This window comes from Anaeromicropila herbilytica (assembly GCF_016591975.1).
Lineage (GTDB): Bacteria > Bacillota > Clostridia > Lachnospirales > Lachnospiraceae > Anaeromicropila > Anaeromicropila herbilytica.
The window spans coordinates 1,527,901-1,546,570 of record NZ_AP024169.1; the positions used below are offsets into that span (position 1 = coordinate 1,527,901).

The following is an 18,670-nucleotide window of genomic DNA, read 5'->3' on the forward strand; positions in this document are numbered from 1 at the left end:
TTCATGGTTGTAGAAGCAAGGATATCTTTTGCTAGGAATCTTATAAGATGTTTTATTAGAACTTATAGTAGAATATTAGCATGATGAATAGGATGGATTATTAATATCCTAAGTAAAAGAAGATATAAGGTGTAAGAGGGATATATAGTTTAGGAAATATGATAATAGAGATAAGAATAAAAGTTAAGAGTTTTTAAATTAGAAATTAATAAATAAAAAATTAAGAATTAAGTAAAGTATGAGATAACATAATAGCTTGAGTTGTAAGATATATAGTGTGGTGTATAGGATTAAGTCATTAGTTAGCTTGGAATCTAGGATAATGATATAAAAAGAGTAAGATATAATATAGCCCAAGAGATAATAATTTTAGATTAAGTAAAAATAACAGAAATATCAAATTATTAGGATAAAAACGGAGGTGTGTCTATGAAGATTACAGATGAAACAATAGATTATGTATCTGCTTTAGCGAAATTAGTGTTATCGCAAGAAGAAAAAGAGAAAGCAGAAGTAGATCTTGGAAATATATTAGGGTATATTGAGACTATGAATGAATTAGATACAGAGGGGATTGAGCCGATGTCTCATGCATTTCCTCTTAAGAATGTATTTCGCGAAGATGTTGTTACCAATGGGGATGACCGAGATAATGTACTTAGTAATGCACCAGTGAAGAAGGACGGCAGTTTTGTCGTTCCTAAGACAGTTGAGTAGGAGGGGAAAGAGATGGATATTACAACATTAACAGCCCTTGAACTTTCGGCAAAGATTAAGGATGGAGAAATATCTGTTGTGGAAGCTACAAAAGCACAGATTGAGAGAATTAAAAAAGAAGATCAAAAGTATAACTGTTATGTTACCGTTTTAGAAGAAGAAGCATTAGCAAGAGCCCAACAAGTTCAGGCGCTTATTGATGCAGGAGAGTTAAAGGATTCTCCATTAGCTGGAGTTCCTATGGCTATTAAGGATAATATGTGTACAAAAGGTGCATTAACAACTTGCTCTTCAAAGATTCTGGGGAATTTTAAACCTCCTTATAATGCAACGGTTGTAGAAAAATTAGAAGCAGCAGGTGCTATTATCATTGGAAAACTCAATATGGATGAATTTGCAATGGGTAGTACAACTGAGACTTCCTTTTATGGACCTACCAAAAATCCATGGAATGTAGAACATGTGCCAGGGGGTTCTAGTGGTGGTGCAGCAGCAGCTGTTGCAGCAGAGGAAGCATTCTATACATTGGGCTCTGATACTGGTGGATCAATTAGACAGCCAAGTTCGTTCTGTGGTGTTACAGGCATTAAGCCTACTTATGGTACGGTTTCTCGTTATGGGTTGATTGCTTATGCATCAAGTTTAGATCAGATTGGACCAATTGCTCGTAATGTATCCGATTGTGTTGCTGCGCTTGAAGTGATTTCAGGTTATGATAAAAAAGATTCCACATCGGTAGATACGGGTGAATACAAATATACAGATGCTTTAGTGGATGATGTAAAAGGAATGAAGATTGGTATTCCAAGAGGATATATTGGAAAAGGTCTTGATGAAGAAGTTAAGAATAGCATTTTAAAGGCTGCTAAAGTCCTTGAAGAAAAAGGTGCTATTGTTGAAGAATTTGATATGGACATTGTAGATTATGCAATTCCTGCTTATTATGTAATCGCATCTGCAGAAGCAAGTTCTAATCTTTCAAGATTTGATGGTGTTAAATATGGATACCGCACAGAGGATTTTAACGGTCTTCAAGATGTTTATAAAAAGACAAGAAGCGAAGGATTTGGTATGGAAGTGAAACGTCGTATGATGATCGGTGCTTTCGTGTTAAGTTCTGGTTACTATGATGCTTATTATAATAAAGCATTAAAAGTAAAAGCACTAATCAAAGAAGGGTTTGACAAGGCTTTTTCAAAATATGATGTAATATTAGGACCAACAGCTCCATCTACAGCACTTAAAATAGGAGAAAACTTATCTGATCCTCTTAAGATGTATCTTGGAGACATCTATACAGTATCTGTTAACTTAGCGGGACTTCCTGCAATTAGTCTTCCTTGTGGTATGGATTCAAAAGGTCTTCCAATTGGGTTACAGTTAATTGGAAAGCATTTTGGTGAAAAAGACATAATTAGAGCTGCATATTCTTTTGAACAAACAAGAGAATATGTAAGACCAACATTTACGAAGGGAGAGTAATCATGAAGAATTATGAAACAGTCATTGGACTTGAAGTCCATGTTGAATTAGCAACCAAATCAAAAATATTCTGTGGATGTACGACAGAATTTGGTGGTGCACCAAATACACATGTATGCCCAGTTTGTACTGGTATGCCTGGAACTCTTCCTGTATTGAATAAAAAAGTAGTGGAATATGCTATTGCAGCAGGTTTAGCAACTGGTTGTACCATTACTCAAAAGTGTAAATTTGACCGTAAGAATTATTTCTATCCTGACCTTCCAAAGGCATACCAGGTATCACAGTTATATTTACCAATCTGTCGTGATGGCGGAATTGAGATTGAGGTAGATGGTGTTAAGAAAGTGATTGGAATTCATGAAATTCATATGGAAGAAGATGCGGGTAAATTAGTTCATGATCCATGGGATGATTGTACATTGGTTGATTACAACCGTTGTGGAGTTCCACTTGTAGAAATTGTTAGTGATCCAGACATGCGCTCTGCTGATGAAGTAATTGCATATCTTGAAAAATTAAAATTAATTCTTCAATACTTAGGAGTATCGGATTGTAAGATGCAAGAAGGTTCTCTACGTGCGGATATCAACCTTTCAATACGAGAAGTTGGGGCACCTGAGTTCGGAACAAGAACAGAGATGAAGAATATGAACTCTTTTAAAGCCATTGCAAGAGCTATTGAAGGAGAAAGAAAACGTCAAATTGAACTTTTAGAATATGGTAAAAAAGTAGTTCAAGAAACTAGAAGATGGGACGATAACAAAGACACATCTTTTGCAATGCGTTCCAAAGAAGATGCACAAGATTATCGTTACTTCCCTGAACCAGACTTAGTACCAATTGAGATTGGTGATGACTGGTTAGAAGAGATTAAAAATAGAGAACCAGAGCTTCGTGATGCGAAAATGCTTCGATATGAAACAGAATATGATATTCCAGAATATGATGCTGTAATTATTACTGGTTCCAAAAAGTTAGCAGATATCTTCGAGGCAACCGTTGCTATTTGCAATAAACCAAAAGAAGTATCCAACTGGCTAATGGTTGAGACAATGAGACTTCTAAAAGAGCATGAGATGGAACCAGAAGAGATCAAATTTGCTCCAGAGAACCTTGCTAAATTAATTGGATTAGTGGATACAAAAGCTATTAACCGTACTGTTGCAAAAGAAGTGTTTGAGAAAGTATTTGCAGAAAATATCGATCCAGAACAATATGTAGAAGCGAATGGCCTTAAGACAGTGAATGACGAAGGTGCACTTAGAACAACAATCGAAGGAATTATTGCTGCGAATCCACAATCTGTGGAAGATTATCATAATGGTAAGGAAAAAGCAATTGGTTTCCTAGTTGGTCAGACAATGAAGGCGATGAAGGGCAAAGCAGATCCTGGTATGATTAATCAAATCTTAAAAGAATTACTGTAAGTGTATAATAATTTGAAAAGTGATTTTTAAGATATATAGAATTAAATATAAAATAATGCAGGTATGAGAAATAAAGCTGATATTAGAAATAGCTAGATAAAAGAATAATTAAGAAGAATTAAATAATGAAATCCTTGCTATCAATAAATGATGAAAGATAGCAAGGATTTTTATTATTTTATTAGGAAATGAAGTATAGGTATGTTTTCATTATATTTCGGTAGCCATTTTTGCTAATTCGACACTTGCTCGACTGATTTCTTCTAAAGAAGCAGTTATTTCTTCGGTTGCGGCAACTTGTTCTTGAGTAGTTGCAACTGAGATATGGCTTTTCTCTTTAGATTCTTCAACTTTACTTTTTATATCATCGATTAATTTCTTGATGATAGGAACTGTATTTTTGGATTTTTCTGATAATTTATTGATTTCATTGGCTACAACACTAAAGCCCTTTCCAAAATTTCCAGCTCTAGCTGCTTCTATAGAAGCATTTAAACCAAGCATTTTTGTAGAATCTGCAACGGAACGGATGAGATCACTAATGGCATTTATTTGATCAGCTAAATTAGTGATTTCTTCAATGCTATTAAATAGACTTTGCTCATTTGTATGTATAGTTTCAGAAGATTTTGCAACTTCTTGAATGATATTTGTTACTTCATTAAGTTGTGTCTCTAGGTTCTCAGATAAATTGATTAAATCGTATTCAGTTTGTTTGGGGCGAATAATATTTAAAGCACCAACTACTTCATGTGTATTTCTATCAAAATAAGGTGCTGCCTGCACTTTTGTTGGTGGTCCATAGACCATTGAAATATCCTCTGCATGCAAAGCTTTTTTCTCGCTCATTGCATTATTTATAATATCAAAACCTTCCAAAGACAATCCGTGTTTTACAATTGAAACATCATATTTATCGCTACGGTTAACATCTAAAACAATGTCTCTGTTGGTTAAAGTGATTAAGGAACCTTCTTTGAATAAGCTTGCAATAATAGGTGCGTAGTCATTAAAAGCAACTACCATAGGATGTGAAATAATTCTGACTGTTATAAACACACAAGTTGAATGTTCAATTGTGGATTTAATAGGTAGAATTGAAATGATAATTTTTTTTTGATTTTCTTCCATCGGATATCGAAACTCTTCCGGAGTAGATCCTTCCATTGCCTTAACTATTTCACTTTTGTTCATATAGAAGTCCCATTCATTATCTGTAAGATTAAAATGATCAGAAGAAAGTTTCCACACTACTTTCTTCTCTGATATTTCAGCGAACATTACTTCTTCTAAAGAAGTGTTAATTTGGGTCCTAGCATATAACTTTAAAATTTCTAAATCATATTGTTGAGTCATAATAATTATTTCCGTCCTTTGTATTACAATATCGTAATGTTATTAGTAAAAACTATTCAGTCGTACCTGAAAATAATAGTAATATAATTAGCTGTTATTACATCGTTCTACTCCGTTATTTATGAATATAACGTATGCTACGACGGAATATTTACCATATATTTATAATAAAGGATAGAATTTCAAAGACAATGGAAATTATACCAAAATTAACGCGTATTTTTGTGCGATTGCACAACTTATATAAAATCTAAGTTCGTATATCAAAGGAATATCTTTTAATCGATGTTGCTGGCGCACTATGCTCAAGCAGATCATCTACAATATTTGTGTCTTTTTCTCTGTCGCGAACATTAATCTCAGATTGCAAAGTATAGCCTTTATTACTTAAGGCCGTAGTTAAATAATCAATATTTGTCGCCACAAGTTCTTTGGTATCTTCATTGGTTAAATAGAATTTAGCTGCAACATTAAGATTAGTTAAAGTTAAATGAATATCTGTAGGGCCTAGGTGTTCCATATCTAAGTGAAGTAAGACACTGATATTACTTTTCTTATCTTTTAGCTCTTTTTTGTTCGTATAAATATATAGATCGCTATGGAGGTTTTGATCTCTTAATTTCATAGGTAGTTGTATGTAGGTAAACATCTCATTTAGCGATTTCATAAAATCTAGGTTGTCCTTTAATTGGTTAAGGGTATAAGAGGTATTTTCCTTCATGTTACTCGTATGTTCTAATAATTTACCCATGTTGTTCATATCGTCCTGCAAGGTTCGATATAATTTTTCCACATTACCTTCTTCTGTTAGGGATTTTGGCGTAAGTGACCATTTGGATTCAAGCGCTTCCTTAATTAATTTTTGATAGCCTGTATCCTTAAGAAGTTCATGACTTAGATTGCTTAAGTCTGAATCAGATTCTAGGAATGCTTGAATTGTTCTCATAAAATCATTATTTGTAATGCTACCATCAAGTACAGATTTTTTAAACTCTTCGGAAATGGGTAAGTTATTTAGTACGTTATTTAGATTGGTTCTTTCTTCGCCTGTCAGCAAATAAGATAGATTTCCTTGCTCTTTTGCTTGCAAAGTAAGATTCTCTATTATTTTCTGAACAATGTCATGTTGTTCTACACTTAGAGGGTGTTCTACGATTGCAGAAGATATGGAGTTATCGATCATAGCCAGAGCTTCTTTTAATGGAAGAGTTCCATTTAAAAGAGAAGTTGTCTCTTCTGGTGATGGAGAACTTGAACTTACTAAGTTTAGCAACTGATTGCGTTCTTCGTTTGATAAAATACTTGTTGTTAAAGCCTCATTATTTAAGTAATGTCTAGAACTTGAAAATAATATCTCTTTCATACTGTCTAAGGATGGCGGTGTATTGCCTTGGAGTTTGGTTAGTAAAGAATCTATCATAGAATCAGAAGAATTACCAGTCTCCTTGGGCATGAATTCTGAATTGATATTAGGATTATTAGTCCCAACTGGGGCTTTTTCTTGCATCAGATTAGCCAATTCTTTGTGAAAGGATAGTATCTCCGCTGGGCTACCACTTTGTAATAAATCGTTTATAATATTAGGCATTTCGTTAGAAATAGACGTTATGCCGCTCATTAATCGATGTTCAAGATTCTTATATTGTTCAAATTGGGCGATGTTTTGCTCTGTTAAAGGAATTTTGTATTTGTTCATTACTACTAAGGTATCTACGGATACATCTGGATGTTTATAAGCATCTCGAATAATATTTAAAATTGATTGCTTATCTACAGACATATTATTGTTAAGTAGCTCTTTTACGATGGACTGGTTTTTATCATTCATCGGTAAATTAGCACCTTCAAGGGCCTTTTGTATAGTTGGCTCTATTGTACCATTCTGATTATTAGAAGTGATTTCAATTCCAATGGATTGTTCCGTTTGATAAACCACTTTAAATTCAGTCTTTTCTCCAATAGATAGTCTTGATGGATTCGTGAGTTTAGCTGTAAGGGTTGAACCGTCGTCTAATTTGATATTTACTTCATTTTGGCGTATATCAGTAATGGTACCATTAAATGTACTTCCTTTTTGCAGTGTAATGGTTGAATCCTGCTTTGGTGATTCGATGGTGCTAGTACTAGAAGAACTAGTATTTGTAGTAGAGTTAGCTTTTGTATTTTGATTGGATATATATTCTGAATTAAAACGATTGTTTTTTGAATCATAATTATTATTTAATAAATTCATGGGGCTACCTCTTTGCTTCATAGGTTAATCGTTACAATATTGCAACTGTGTATTTATATATCTTTATATCGTAAATTATCATGCAATATGTTAGCTTTGGTAAATATGAAGTTCCAATATTTTTAGAATTTGATATGGCGATTATGTATCTGGAATATATTTAAATATAGATTGCACCTAAAGTGATTAGTGTTATAAGAGAAGAAAAGATGATATAATATGTAGATATTATAATACATTATATAAAAGAAAAATTTACAACTTTAATACATTAAAATATTAATGAAATGATATGCTTAAAAACAGCTATTTGGTTAATTTAATAATGTGAAAAGAAAAATAACTTTAGAAAATTAATCAAAACATATAATTTTCATGCTTTTTCATTCTTTTGATAAGAAATGACAGTTGATTTTATAACTATTATATATTATAATCTGACTATCGAACAAAGGCGTTCTTAAAGGTGGGTGAACTATATCAAAATAGGAGCTCTATATCTTTAAGGGCGCATTTTTTAAACTACTTTAATTTGCAACATAAAACAATAATTAGGACATAATATTATTTAAGTATTATGCAAATGTTGGCTAGTGTGAAATAAAGCGTTTCACACCCCTGATTTGTATGTCGCCCAAGGTGACATACGGGAGCTACAATATAATTAACTAATTAAGAAAGAAGAGGCGGATGGAATGAAGAAAGCTACTTTTGAAGAAATAAACCGTAAGCAGCAAGGATTATATGATCCAAGATTTGAACATGACAACTGTGGTATTGGTGCCATTGTTAATATCAAAGGAATTAAAACACATGAAACAGTAGCGAATGCCCTTAGAATCGTTGAGAATCTAGAACATCGTGCTGGTAAAGACGCAGAAGGTAAAACAGGTGATGGTGTAGGTATCTTATTACAGATTTCTCACAATTTCTTCACAAAAGCTGTGAAGCCTCTTGGAATAAAATTAGGAAATGAAAGAGAATACGGAGTAGGTATGTTCTTCTTTCCACAAGATGAATTAAGTAGAAACCAAGCGAAGAAAATGTTTGAAATTATTGTTGAAAAAGAAGGCTTGGAATTATTGGGCTGGAGAGAAGTCCCAACTCATCCAGAAGTATTAGGACATAAAGCGGTAGAATGTATGCCATGCATCGTGCAATGTTTTATTAAGAAACCTGCTAACGTAGAAAAAGGTTTGGCATTTGATCGTAAACTATATATTGCAAGAAGAATCTTCGAACAAAGCAACGATGATACTTATGTAGTATCTTTATCAAGCCGTACGATTGTATATAAAGGTATGTTCCTAGTGGGACAATTACGTACTTTTTTTGCTGATTTACAGAATCCTGATTATTTATCAGCAATTGCAACGGTACATTCACGTTTTAGTACGAATACAAATCCAAGTTGGCAAAGAGCACATCCAAACCGTTTTATTGTTCACAATGGCGAAATCAATACCATTCGTGGTAATGCAGATAAGATGTTAGCTCGTGAAGAAACTATGGAATCACAATACTTAAAGGGAGAACTTCATAAAGTACTTCCTGTTGTTAATACAGAAGGTTCTGATTCAGCAATGCTTGATAATACTTTAGAATTCTTAGTAATGAGTGGAATGGAATTACCACTTGCTGTAATGATTACAATTCCAGAACCATGGAGTGGTGATAATAGCATCAATCAAGCCAAGAAAGATTTCTATCAATATTACGCAACTATGATGGAACCATGGGATGGTCCAGCATCTATTCTATTCTCAGATGGAGATATCATGGGAGCTATCTTAGACCGTAACGGATTAAGACCATCAAGATATTATATTACGAACGATGATCAACTAATCTTATCTTCTGAGGTAGGGGTGCTAGATATCCCTGCAGAAAAGATTGTACGTAAAGAAAGACTTCGTCCAGGTAAAATGTTATTAGTAGATACCGTAAAAGGACAGCTAATCGATGACGATGATCTTAAGAATGATTATGCAACACGTAAACCATATGGTGAATGGTTAGATGCGAATCTAGTTCAATTAAAAAATCTAAAGATACCAAATCAAAAGGTACATGAATATACAAGAGAAGAAAGAGCAAGACTTCAAAAGGCATTTGGATATACATTTGAAGAGTATAAGACATCTATCTTACCAATGGCTAAGACTGGTGGAGAACCAATTGCAGCGATGGGTGCTGATAGTCCATTACCTGCTCTTTCTAAGAAACACCAACCATTATTTAATTATTTTAGACAATTATTTGCTCAAGTAACGAATCCACCAATTGACGCAATTCGTGAAGAAATCGTTACAAGTACCTCTGTATATATTGGAGAAGACGGAAATATCTTAGAAGAAAACGCGAAGAACTGCCAAGTGTTAAAGATTAATAATCCAATCTTAACAAATACAGATTTACTTAAGATTAAATCAATGAAAGTAGAAGGCTTTAAAGTAGAAGTTCTTCCTATTATATATTATAAGAATACATCACTCGCGAAAGCAATTGATCACTTATTTATAGAAGCAGATCGTGCTTACAAAGATGGAGCTAATGTGTTAATTCTATCAGACCGTGGTGTTGATGAGAATCATGTTGCAATCCCTTCATTACTAGCAGTGTCTGCATTACAGCAACATCTTGTTAAGACAAAGAAGAGAACTAGTGTGGCTATGATTCTAGAAAGTGCAGAACCAAGAGAGATTCATCACTTTGCAACTTTGTTAGGATATGGCGCATGTGCAATCAATCCATACCTTGCACAAGAAACAATCAAGCAACTTATTGATAGTAATATGTTAGATAAAGATTACTATGCAGCAGTTGATGATTATAATAAAGCAGTAATCAAAGGAATCGTTAAGATTGCTTCTAAGATGGGTATCTCAACAATCCAATCTTATCAAGGATCTAAGATCTTTGAAGCAATTGGTATTGGCAAAGAAGTAATTGATAAATACTTTACTGATACCGTAAGTCGTATTGGTGGTATTTCAATCAAAGATATTCAAAAACAAGTTGATGAGCTTCATTCAGCAGCTTTTGATCCACTTGGTTTAAGTGTAGACCTTACATTGAACAGTGATGGAAGTCATAAATTAAGAAGCAATCAAGAAGAACATTTATATAATCCTCAGACAATTCACCTTTTACAACAGTCAACTAGAAATGGTGATTATGAGATATTTAAGCAATATACAAAATTGATAGATGGAGAAGAGTCTTATATTAACCTAAGAGGACTATTAGACTTTAATTATCCAGAACAAGGAATTAATATCAATCAAGTAGAAAGTGAAGATTCTATTGTTAAGAGATTTAAGACAGGGGCTATGTCATATGGTTCAATTTCACAAGAAGCACATGAGACACTAGCAATCGCAATGAATAATCTTGGTGGTAAATCCAATAGTGGTGAAGGTGGAGAAAGCCTTGATAGATTAAAACCTGGCAAAGGGGAACCAAATCGTTGTTCTGCAATTAAGCAAGTAGCATCAGGTCGTTTTGGAGTAACGAGTGAATACCTAGTAAGTGCCAAAGAGATTCAGATTAAGATGGCACAAGGAGCGAAACCAGGAGAAGGTGGACACCTTCCAGGTGCTAAGGTATATCCATGGGTTGCAAAGACTAGACACTCAACCCCAGGCGTAGGACTTATCTCACCACCACCACACCATGATATTTATTCAATCGAAGATCTAGCACAATTAATCTATGACTTAAAAAATTCTAATAAGGATGCTAGAATCTCTGTAAAATTAGTATCAGAAGCTGGTGTTGGAACAGTAGCAGCAGGTGTAGCTAAGGCTGGAGCAGGAGTAATTCTTATCTCGGGATATGATGGAGGAACAGGTGCAGCGCCTCGTAACTCAATCTATAACGCAGGACTTCCATGGGAACTTGGTCTTGCAGAAACTCACCAAACATTAATCTTAAATGGCCTTCGTTCCAAAGTCGTTCTTGAAACAGACGGTAAATTAATGAGTGGTAGAGATGTATTAGTGGCAGCACTTCTTGGTGCAGAAGAATATGGATTCGCAACAGCACCACTTGTAACGTTAGGATGCGTCATGATGAGAGTATGTAACCTTGATACTTGTCCAGTTGGTGTTGCAACACAGAATCCAGAACTTCGTAAGAGATTCAAAGGAAAACCAGAATACGTTGAAAACTTCATGAGATTCGTAGCAAGAGAACTTCGTGAATATATGGCTAAGTTAGGTGTTAAAACTGTTGATGAATTAGTTGGTCGTACGGATCTATTAAAGGTTAAGGATGAGTTTAACGATGAGAGAGCTACAAAGATTGATATGTCTGCTATTTTAAATAATCCATTTGCTGAAGCTAAGGAACAATACCGTTTTGATCCAAAACAAATCTATGATTTTGAACTTGAAAATACAATTGATGAAAAAGTATTCTTAAAGAAATTAAAATCAGCGATTGCAAATAAACAAAAGAAAACAATTGATGTTGAAGTAACAAATATTGATCGTTCATTAGGAACTATCTTAGGATCTGAGATTACGAAAGCACACGGTACTTCATTAGAAGAGGATTCTTATGTAATCAAATGTCATGGTGCAGGCGGCCAAAGCTTTGGAGCATTCATTCCAAAAGGTCTAACACTTGAGTTAGTTGGCGATAGCAATGACTATTTAGGAAAAGGTCTATCTGGTGGTAAGATTACAGTTGCACCTCCAAAAGATGCTGCTTACAAAGCAGAGGATAACATCATTATCGGTAATGTTGCATTATATGGTGCAACAAGCGGTAAAGTATTTATTAATGGTATCGCAGGAGAACGTTTCTGTGTACGTAACTCAGGTGCAATGGCAGTTGTTGAAGGTGTTGGAGATCATGGTTGTGAATACATGACTGGTGGTAGAGTAGTTGTACTTGGACGCACTGGAAAGAACTTCGCAGCTGGTATGAGTGGCGGAATTGCTTATGTACTTGATGAAGATAGTGATTTATATAAGAAATTAAATAAAGAACTAGTAAGTTCAGAAGCGGTAATTTCGAAATATGATGTTCTTGAGTTAAAAGAAATGATCAAAGAACATGTAAAGTATACTGATTCAGAAAAAGGGAAACACATCTTAGAAAACTTCGAAGATTACCTTCCTAAGTTTAAGAAGATTATTCCTCATGATTATAGACGTGTATTACAAACCATTGTACAGATGGAAGAAAAAGGACTAAGCAGTGAACAAGCACAAATCGAAGCATTTTATGCAAACACTAGAAAGTAGGAGGGGAATCAATGGGAAAGCCAACCGGATTTTTAGAATATGAAAGAAAAAATGATCCTTCAGTAAAGCCAAAAGATAGAATTAAGAATTTTGATGAATTCCACACACCACTATCTAAGGATGAAAGAAGATTGCAAGCAGCTAGATGTATGGAATGTGGTGTCCCTTTCTGCCAGTCTGGTATGATGATTGGTGGTATGACATCAGGATGTCCGTTAAATAACTTAATTCCTGAATGGAATGACTTAGTATATACAGATAACATGCAACAAGCATTAAATCGTTTATTTAAGACAAATAACTTCCCAGAGTTTACAGGAAGAGTGTGTCCAGCTCCATGTGAAGCTGCATGTACTTGTGGTATTAATACAGATCCAGTTAGCATTAAGGGAAATGAGTATGGAATTATTGAACATGGATATGCGAATGGTCTAGTGAAAGCAAGACCACCAAAGGTTCGTACCAATAAAAAGATCGCAGTAATCGGTTCAGGCCCAGCAGGGCTTGCCGCTGCTGATCAATTGAATAAACGTGGTCATCATGTAACTGTCTTTGAACGTGATGATAGAGTTGGTGGATTGTTAATGTACGGAATCCCTAACATGAAATTGGAAAAACAAGTGATTGAACGAAGAGTTGAGATCATGAAGGAAGAAGGCATTACCTTTGTTACGAATGCAAATGTTGGCGTTAATTATAAGGCTTCTAAGATTCTAGAAGATTATGATCGTGTTATCCTAGCATGTGGAGCTTCTAACCCAAGAGATATTAAGGTGCCAGGAAGAAATGGCGCTGGAATTCATTTCGCTGTTGATTTCTTAAAGGCAACAACGAAGAGTCTATTAGACAGCAATCTTGAAGACAATAACTATATCACAGCGAAAGGTAAGAACGTGTTAGTAATTGGTGGTGGTGATACAGGAAATGACTGTGTTGGTACTTCGATTAGACATGGTGCTAAATCAGTCGTTCAATTAGAGATGATGCCAAAGCTTCCAGATGAGAGAGGCGAAGATAATCCATGGCCAGAATGGCCAAAAGTATGTAAAACAGACTATGGCCAAGAAGAAGCAATTGCAGTATTTGGCGAAGATCCAAGGGTATATGAATCAACAGTAAAAGAATTCAAGCTTGATGAAAATGGTGCAGTTAATAAAGTGGTGATCGTAAAATTAACTCGTAAATATAATGAAGAATCGAAAAGATTCACGATGGAAGAAGTTGCAGGAAGTGAAAAAGAAATTGAGGTTGATTTAGTATTAATCGCAGCAGGTTTCTTAGGAACTCAAGAATATATTGCAAAAGCTTTTGGCGTAGAATTAAATGATAGAACAAATGTTACTACATCCCCAGAAGCTGCATATCAAACTAGCGTTGACAATGTCTTTGTTACTGGCGATATGAGAAGAGGACAGTCATTAGTTGTTTGGGCAATTCGTGAAGGCCGTGAAGTGGCGAAGGCAGTAGATAAATCATTAATGGGTTATACAAACTTAGCCTAAGTTCAATCGATTTTATTTCTCTTATATAAAAAACAACAAGCTGAAATTATACGATTTCAGCTTGTTGTTTTTGTACTTTTTTATCTATATGAAGTTACGTGCTTCATATAATACTAATATTTATATTAAGTAATATTGAGGGGAGGTTGAACTTAATATAAATATTAGTCATTGTTTTACACTTAATGATACAAAAGGTATATTCTATTCTATAACCTAAGTAGTAGCTATGAAAGTCAGTAAGTGTAAAACTTTGAAATGACTATTTTCAGGGAGTAATCATTATTTAATAAAGCTATATAATAATGAATCTAATTAGTTTTACTGTATGGGGGTCATGGTTATACAGTAAAAAACTAATAAATTAATTCTTGTTCTATGCTTTGATTCCTGGGAAGAAAGTTAATCGCATAGATGTCTAGCTACCTTTACAATTAATTGTAATTAGAGTATATTATATATATATAATAGTTACAAGTAGGCACTTTTTTTTCATATAGTATACTAAAAGATACTGAATGTAGTGGAGGATACTTAAATAGTAAAGGTATAATAACTTAAATTAATTAGCTTAGATAAACGATTATGGAGGATAATATGGCAAAAGAAAAAATTTCGAAAGCAATAAAAGAAAATGATTCTATAGATAAAAAAATAATTGATTCAATGGAAACATCAATTGATAAGTCAATAGATAAACCAGTGGAAAAGCATAGTGAGAAAGCTGGAGCAGGACATATATGTCATGAAGATTTTATAATACATGAACAATGTCATATGAGAGATGTATGCGCGAGACATGAAACATGTCCCATGGTTTTGGTTCATAAAATAATAGCTGGAAAATGGAAATTATTGATTTTGTGGTATTTAACTCCTGGTGCTCTAAGATTTAGTGATATTAAACGTAAATTACCTAAGGTAACTCAGAAGATGTTAACCAATCAATTAAGAAGCCTAGAAGAAGATGGATTAATATATCGTAAAGTTTATCCAGTCGTACCTCCAAAAGTAGAATATGGGTTAACTAATATAGGGATGAAATTATATCCGATATTAGCTAAGATGTATTCCTTTGGGATAAATTATCTAGAAGAGAATAAAGAAAATATATTATCAAGAGCAGAAGATTAGGATTAATATACTTAAACTTCGCAGTTAATAAGTATATTGAATACTTAAAATCATGAGGATATCAAAAAGGGGCTGCTGCAAAATTATTTGCAACAGCCCCAACTTATATACTTAATTTAAACCGATAGGTGTAATATTGCAGTAGTCTTCAACACTTCCACCATTTTTAAAGCACTCAATAATTTCTTTACCAAGTGGGTTAAGTTCTGGAGTATCATATTTTGCGATTTCTTGTGCAAAGAAGTCGTTTAAGATCTTAGCACCTTTGTCATAGCCTTCGATACCCAATAAATCTTGACGTTCTGTTCTAAGGAATTTAGAACGAATGTATTGACCATCAACTTTCATTTCTTTTAATGAGTAGCCTAATAGAGGACAACGAGAAGCCATTAAACTATCCATTTTAAAGTTAACACCACCACGACGTGCTAAGTATTCTACAACGATATTTTCCGCTGAAAATCCAACATGATATACACCAATATGTTGATTAGGAATTAATACATAACGAGTATATGGTGATTCCATGATTTGATCAAGTAAAAGGTTTGCTTGTTTTACACGTTCTCCAGTTGCGAATGGCCAGTAAGAACCAACACCTTCACTTACCATACCTGTAGTATCCATGATACTTGGGTTTTTGTGTCCACGAGGGGATACAAGTCTCCATAACCAAGCTAATGCTGGTGGAATAACATGTAACATACCCATGATACCGTAAGTAGGATTTTCTGCTGTTGAAGGTGGCATACGTACACCAAAGCTTCTTACATCAACCTCAACAGGTTCCATCACGATATTTTCAACGTTCTTACGTGGAATAATAACACGTGGGTTAGGACATGGTTTGCCATTAGAATCTAATGTATGATCCCAGATAAGACAAGTAGATCCTGGAACACCTTGAATATTGAAGAACACCAAAGGTTCGTCTGTATGGATGGATAATTTCTCATATTGAGGACTGCTTCCATATTCTGTTACGCCATCGACACGTAAGAACCAACCGTCTTCACCATCAGTTAAACAAAGCTTTCCGCTATTGTTCTGAAAGGAAGGATGGCACATTGCCATATCATCAGTTACTGGTTTTATAGTACAGGTATCACCCATTGTGATGTAGTTCTTTTCACCAGTTACTGTATGTGTTCCTAATAATACACGACCATCTGATACACGGGATACCTCTTCAAGAAGTTCACTCTTTCCACCACCAGATGCACCTTCATGCATGATTACTGTTTCGTTTTCATATGGAGTTACAACTCTAGCAGCTGAAGCATGTGCAGTAACCCAACCTTCTGTTTCACCGATATCAAGAAGAACACTATATACACCTTTTTTCGCTGATGGACCTGGATAAAGATTATATGAGAATACCTCATGACAATCATCAAGACGATTGTGCACAACTACTTGTTTGCCATCAAAGTGCGTATGACGGAAAGGAGGTGCAACATAGATTACAGCTCGTGGCTTGAATCCTTTCGATTCTTCAGCATTTATAAATCCTTGAAGTAGTGATAATGCATAGGCAAAGAATGCTGCATTTTTAGGACAAACTAAAAGGGAACCATATCCGTATACATTACCGCCAGAATTAAATGGCATCACAATTAATTCCTGAGTTTTTAACCAATCAAAAGTTTCTTTTTTCATTTCTGAGAAGTCTCTTTTGTATACATCTTTGTAGGTTGGCTTATCGGTAGGCATATTATCTGCAATGACCATACAGTTAGGGTCACGGCGACGCATATAGTCATCCACATAATTTACAGCAGCACCATTTTTACATCGAACTACATCTGCTTCTTTAATCTCTCCCTTATCTTTTACATAATACGTAACATCGTAAGTTGAAGCGTGGTCTGGTCCGTAAACCATATCATAAAGTTCCACTTTAGTTGTTGGTGTATAGACGCCAGCGCAATGATTGATTACGTCAAGTAATTCATCAGAAAAGTCGAATTTTGATAGTAATTGATTCATAGATATCCTCCTTGATATTTCAGTAAAATTAGTTAACAAGTAATTATGTGAAAGTTTTTATATAATGAAATATTTGAAATATGCTAATTCATTTTCCGTTCAAAAACATATTACACATGTGTATAAATATACCGATAAAAATAAGAATCGTCAAGTGATTTCTTTAAAAAATACAATAAAAAATGAAAGTTGCTTTAATAAAACTTGCAAAAATATAATTTTGATTAATTTTATTAATAAGATTTATAAGCTACGATTTTAAGGTGAGTAATAATTTAATGTTTGGAATGAATTTCTCAAGTATTTTATAGGGGAGTTTGAGTTATATATAGTATACTATGGCAAAAATAGTAGATTTTCATGCATGAGTCTTGAAAAATATAACTATTAAATAGGATTATGAAGGAATGGTTTCCAAGGTATTTCATTTTATAAGGGGTTGCGTTATAATGTCTTGGAAATGAAAATTAAGGAAAGCATATGAGTTAATATGCAGATTATATAATAAGAAAAGAGGATATTGTTATGGAACATAAGTACAAAGAGTATATGCTACAACAATTAGAAAATCTATTAAGTATTGATAGCCCAACAGGATATCATTATAATATTCAAAACTATCTTGTAAATGAATTAACACAAATGGGGTATCAACCAGAAACCTTAAGAAAAGGTGGAGTTAAAGTAAATCTTGGTGGAGAGAGGCATCCAATTATGATGTTATCACATACCGATACATTAGGTTGCGTTGTAAAGTATATTAAAGGAAATGGTAGATTGGCAATCTCTAATATGACATTGAATCCTAATAATATTGAAACAGAGACAGTAAAAGTTATCACAAGGAATCATGGTTCGTATGAAGGAACAATTCAACTATCTAATGCCTCAGTGCACGTTAATAAGGAAGTGAATACTGCAAGAGACTTTGACAACTTAGAAATTGTATTAGATGAAGATGTAAAATCAGTTGATGATGTGAAAGCGTTAGGAATTAATCCAGGAGATTTTATCGCAGTCAATCCAAGATACACTGTAACTTCAAAAGAATATATTAAGAGCCGTTTTTTAGATGATAAAGCATCTGCCGCTGTACTTATTACATTTGCTAAGATGTTAAAAGAAGAAAGCATTTCATTATCACGAAATGTATGGCTTAATTTCACCTCTTTTGAAGAAATCGGACATGGTGGTGCAACTGGAATTCCTGTTGAAATGGAAGATCTATTGTCAGTCGATATGGGATGTGTTGGGGAAAATATAACTTGTACAGAGAAAATGGTATCCATCTGTGCAAAAGATAGCGGAGGCCCTTATCATTATGAATTTACAAATGAGTTAATTGAAGCAGCAAAAAGAGATGGAGTTGATTACGCGATTGATGTATATAATTTCTATGGTTCTGATGTAGAGTGTTCACTAAGAGCGGGATATGATGTTAGATATGCTTTAATTGGTCCAGGAGTATATGCTTCTCACGGATATGAGAGAACTCATGTAGACGGAATGTTACATACTCTTGATTTAATTAAAAGTTATCTTGTAGGATAGCTTAAGTCCTTGATTACGTTG

General features: G+C 34.1%; 10 protein-coding genes. 7 read left to right on the top strand and 3 right to left on the bottom strand.

The window, feature by feature from the left end; translation table 11 throughout:
- The first annotated feature begins 429 nt into the window (after positions 1-429).
- Genes gatC through gatB form a run of 3 tightly spaced genes read left to right on the top strand, consistent with a single transcriptional unit; the run spans position 430 to position 3,629 of the window.
- On the top strand, positions 430-717 hold the full coding sequence (gene gatC / locus bsdtb5_RS06630) for an Asp-tRNA(Asn)/Glu-tRNA(Gln) amidotransferase subunit GatC (RefSeq protein ID WP_330611957.1): 288 nt from the start codon (positions 430-432) through the stop codon (positions 715-717).
- Positions 718-729: 12 nt separating this feature from the next.
- A complete protein-coding gene (gene gatA / locus bsdtb5_RS06635; RefSeq protein ID WP_271715249.1) occupies positions 730-2,199 on the top strand; it encodes an Asp-tRNA(Asn)/Glu-tRNA(Gln) amidotransferase subunit GatA in 1,470 nt (489 codons plus the stop codon).
- Positions 2,199-3,629 carry an Asp-tRNA(Asn)/Glu-tRNA(Gln) amidotransferase subunit GatB gene (gene gatB, locus bsdtb5_RS06640; protein WP_271716059.1) on the top strand — a complete coding sequence of 477 codons (1,431 nt, stop codon included), beginning with the start codon at positions 2,199-2,201 and terminating at the stop codon, positions 3,627-3,629. Before gatA ends, gatB begins: the two co-directional genes overlap by 1 nt.
- A gap of 210 nt (positions 3,630-3,839) precedes the next feature.
- On the opposite strand, the gene bsdtb5_RS06645 is transcribed toward gatB, so the two are convergent.
- Complete coding sequence (locus tag bsdtb5_RS06645) at positions 3,840-4,985, bottom strand: methyl-accepting chemotaxis protein (protein WP_271715250.1); 1,146 nt, start codon at positions 4,983-4,985, stop codon at positions 3,840-3,842.
- Between the two features lie 250 nt (positions 4,986-5,235).
- Positions 5,236-7,218: a flagellar hook-length control protein FliK gene (gene fliK, locus bsdtb5_RS06650; protein WP_271715251.1), complete on the bottom strand. Its 1,983-nt coding sequence runs from the start codon at positions 7,216-7,218 to the stop codon at positions 5,236-5,238.
- A gap of 695 nt (positions 7,219-7,913) precedes the next feature.
- Here fliK and gltB point away from each other — a divergent pair.
- The 3 genes from gltB to bsdtb5_RS06665 all read left to right on the top strand — a co-directional run bounded on the left by gltB (position 7,914) and on the right by bsdtb5_RS06665 (position 15,109).
- Complete coding sequence (gltB, locus tag bsdtb5_RS06655) at positions 7,914-12,473, top strand: glutamate synthase large subunit (protein WP_271715252.1); 4,560 nt, start codon at positions 7,914-7,916, stop codon at positions 12,471-12,473.
- Between the two features lie 11 nt (positions 12,474-12,484).
- A complete protein-coding gene (locus bsdtb5_RS06660) occupies positions 12,485-13,975 on the top strand; it encodes a glutamate synthase subunit beta (RefSeq protein ID WP_271715253.1) in 1,491 nt (496 codons plus the stop codon).
- Between the two features lie 597 nt (positions 13,976-14,572).
- Positions 14,573-15,109 (top strand): winged helix-turn-helix transcriptional regulator, encoded by a 537-nt coding sequence (locus bsdtb5_RS06665; RefSeq protein ID WP_330611959.1) that lies wholly within the window; start codon positions 14,573-14,575, stop codon positions 15,107-15,109.
- Between the two features lie 111 nt (positions 15,110-15,220).
- Here bsdtb5_RS06665 and bsdtb5_RS06670 read toward each other — a convergent pair whose 3' ends face one another.
- The gene (locus tag bsdtb5_RS06670; protein ID WP_271715254.1) at positions 15,221-17,098 is read right to left on the bottom strand and encodes a DUF4914 family protein; all 1,878 of its coding nucleotides are present in this window, start codon (positions 17,096-17,098) and stop codon (positions 15,221-15,223) included.
- A gap of 525 nt (positions 17,099-17,623) precedes the next feature.
- On the opposite strand from bsdtb5_RS06670, the gene bsdtb5_RS06675 reads away from it, so the two are divergent.
- A complete protein-coding gene (locus tag bsdtb5_RS06675) occupies positions 17,624-18,649 on the top strand; it encodes a M42 family metallopeptidase (protein WP_271715255.1) in 1,026 nt (341 codons plus the stop codon).
- Positions 18,650-18,670 lie beyond the last annotated feature (21 nt).

Excerpts from the sequence above, each read along its gene's own strand:
- bsdtb5_RS06670 (WP_271715254.1), bottom strand. The coding sequence starts at position 17,098 with ATGAATCAATTACTATCAAAATTCGACTTTTCTGATGAATTACTTGAC.
- gltB (WP_271715252.1), top strand. The coding sequence starts at position 7,914 with ATGAAGAAAGCTACTTTTGAAGAAATAAACCGTAAGCAGCAAGGATTA.
- bsdtb5_RS06675 (WP_271715255.1), top strand. The coding sequence starts at position 17,624 with ATGGAACATAAGTACAAAGAGTATATGCTACAACAATTAGAAAATCTA.
- bsdtb5_RS06660 (WP_271715253.1), top strand. The coding sequence starts at position 12,485 with ATGGGAAAGCCAACCGGATTTTTAGAATATGAAAGAAAAAATGATCCT.
- fliK (WP_271715251.1), bottom strand. The coding sequence starts at position 7,218 with ATGAATTTATTAAATAATAATTATGATTCAAAAAACAATCGTTTTAAT.
- bsdtb5_RS06645 (WP_271715250.1), bottom strand. The coding sequence starts at position 4,985 with ATGACTCAACAATATGATTTAGAAATTTTAAAGTTATATGCTAGGACC.
- gatC (WP_330611957.1), top strand. The coding sequence starts at position 430 with ATGAAGATTACAGATGAAACAATAGATTATGTATCTGCTTTAGCGAAA.
- gatA (WP_271715249.1), top strand. The coding sequence starts at position 730 with ATGGATATTACAACATTAACAGCCCTTGAACTTTCGGCAAAGATTAAG.
- bsdtb5_RS06665 (WP_330611959.1), top strand. The coding sequence starts at position 14,573 with ATGGCAAAAGAAAAAATTTCGAAAGCAATAAAAGAAAATGATTCTATA.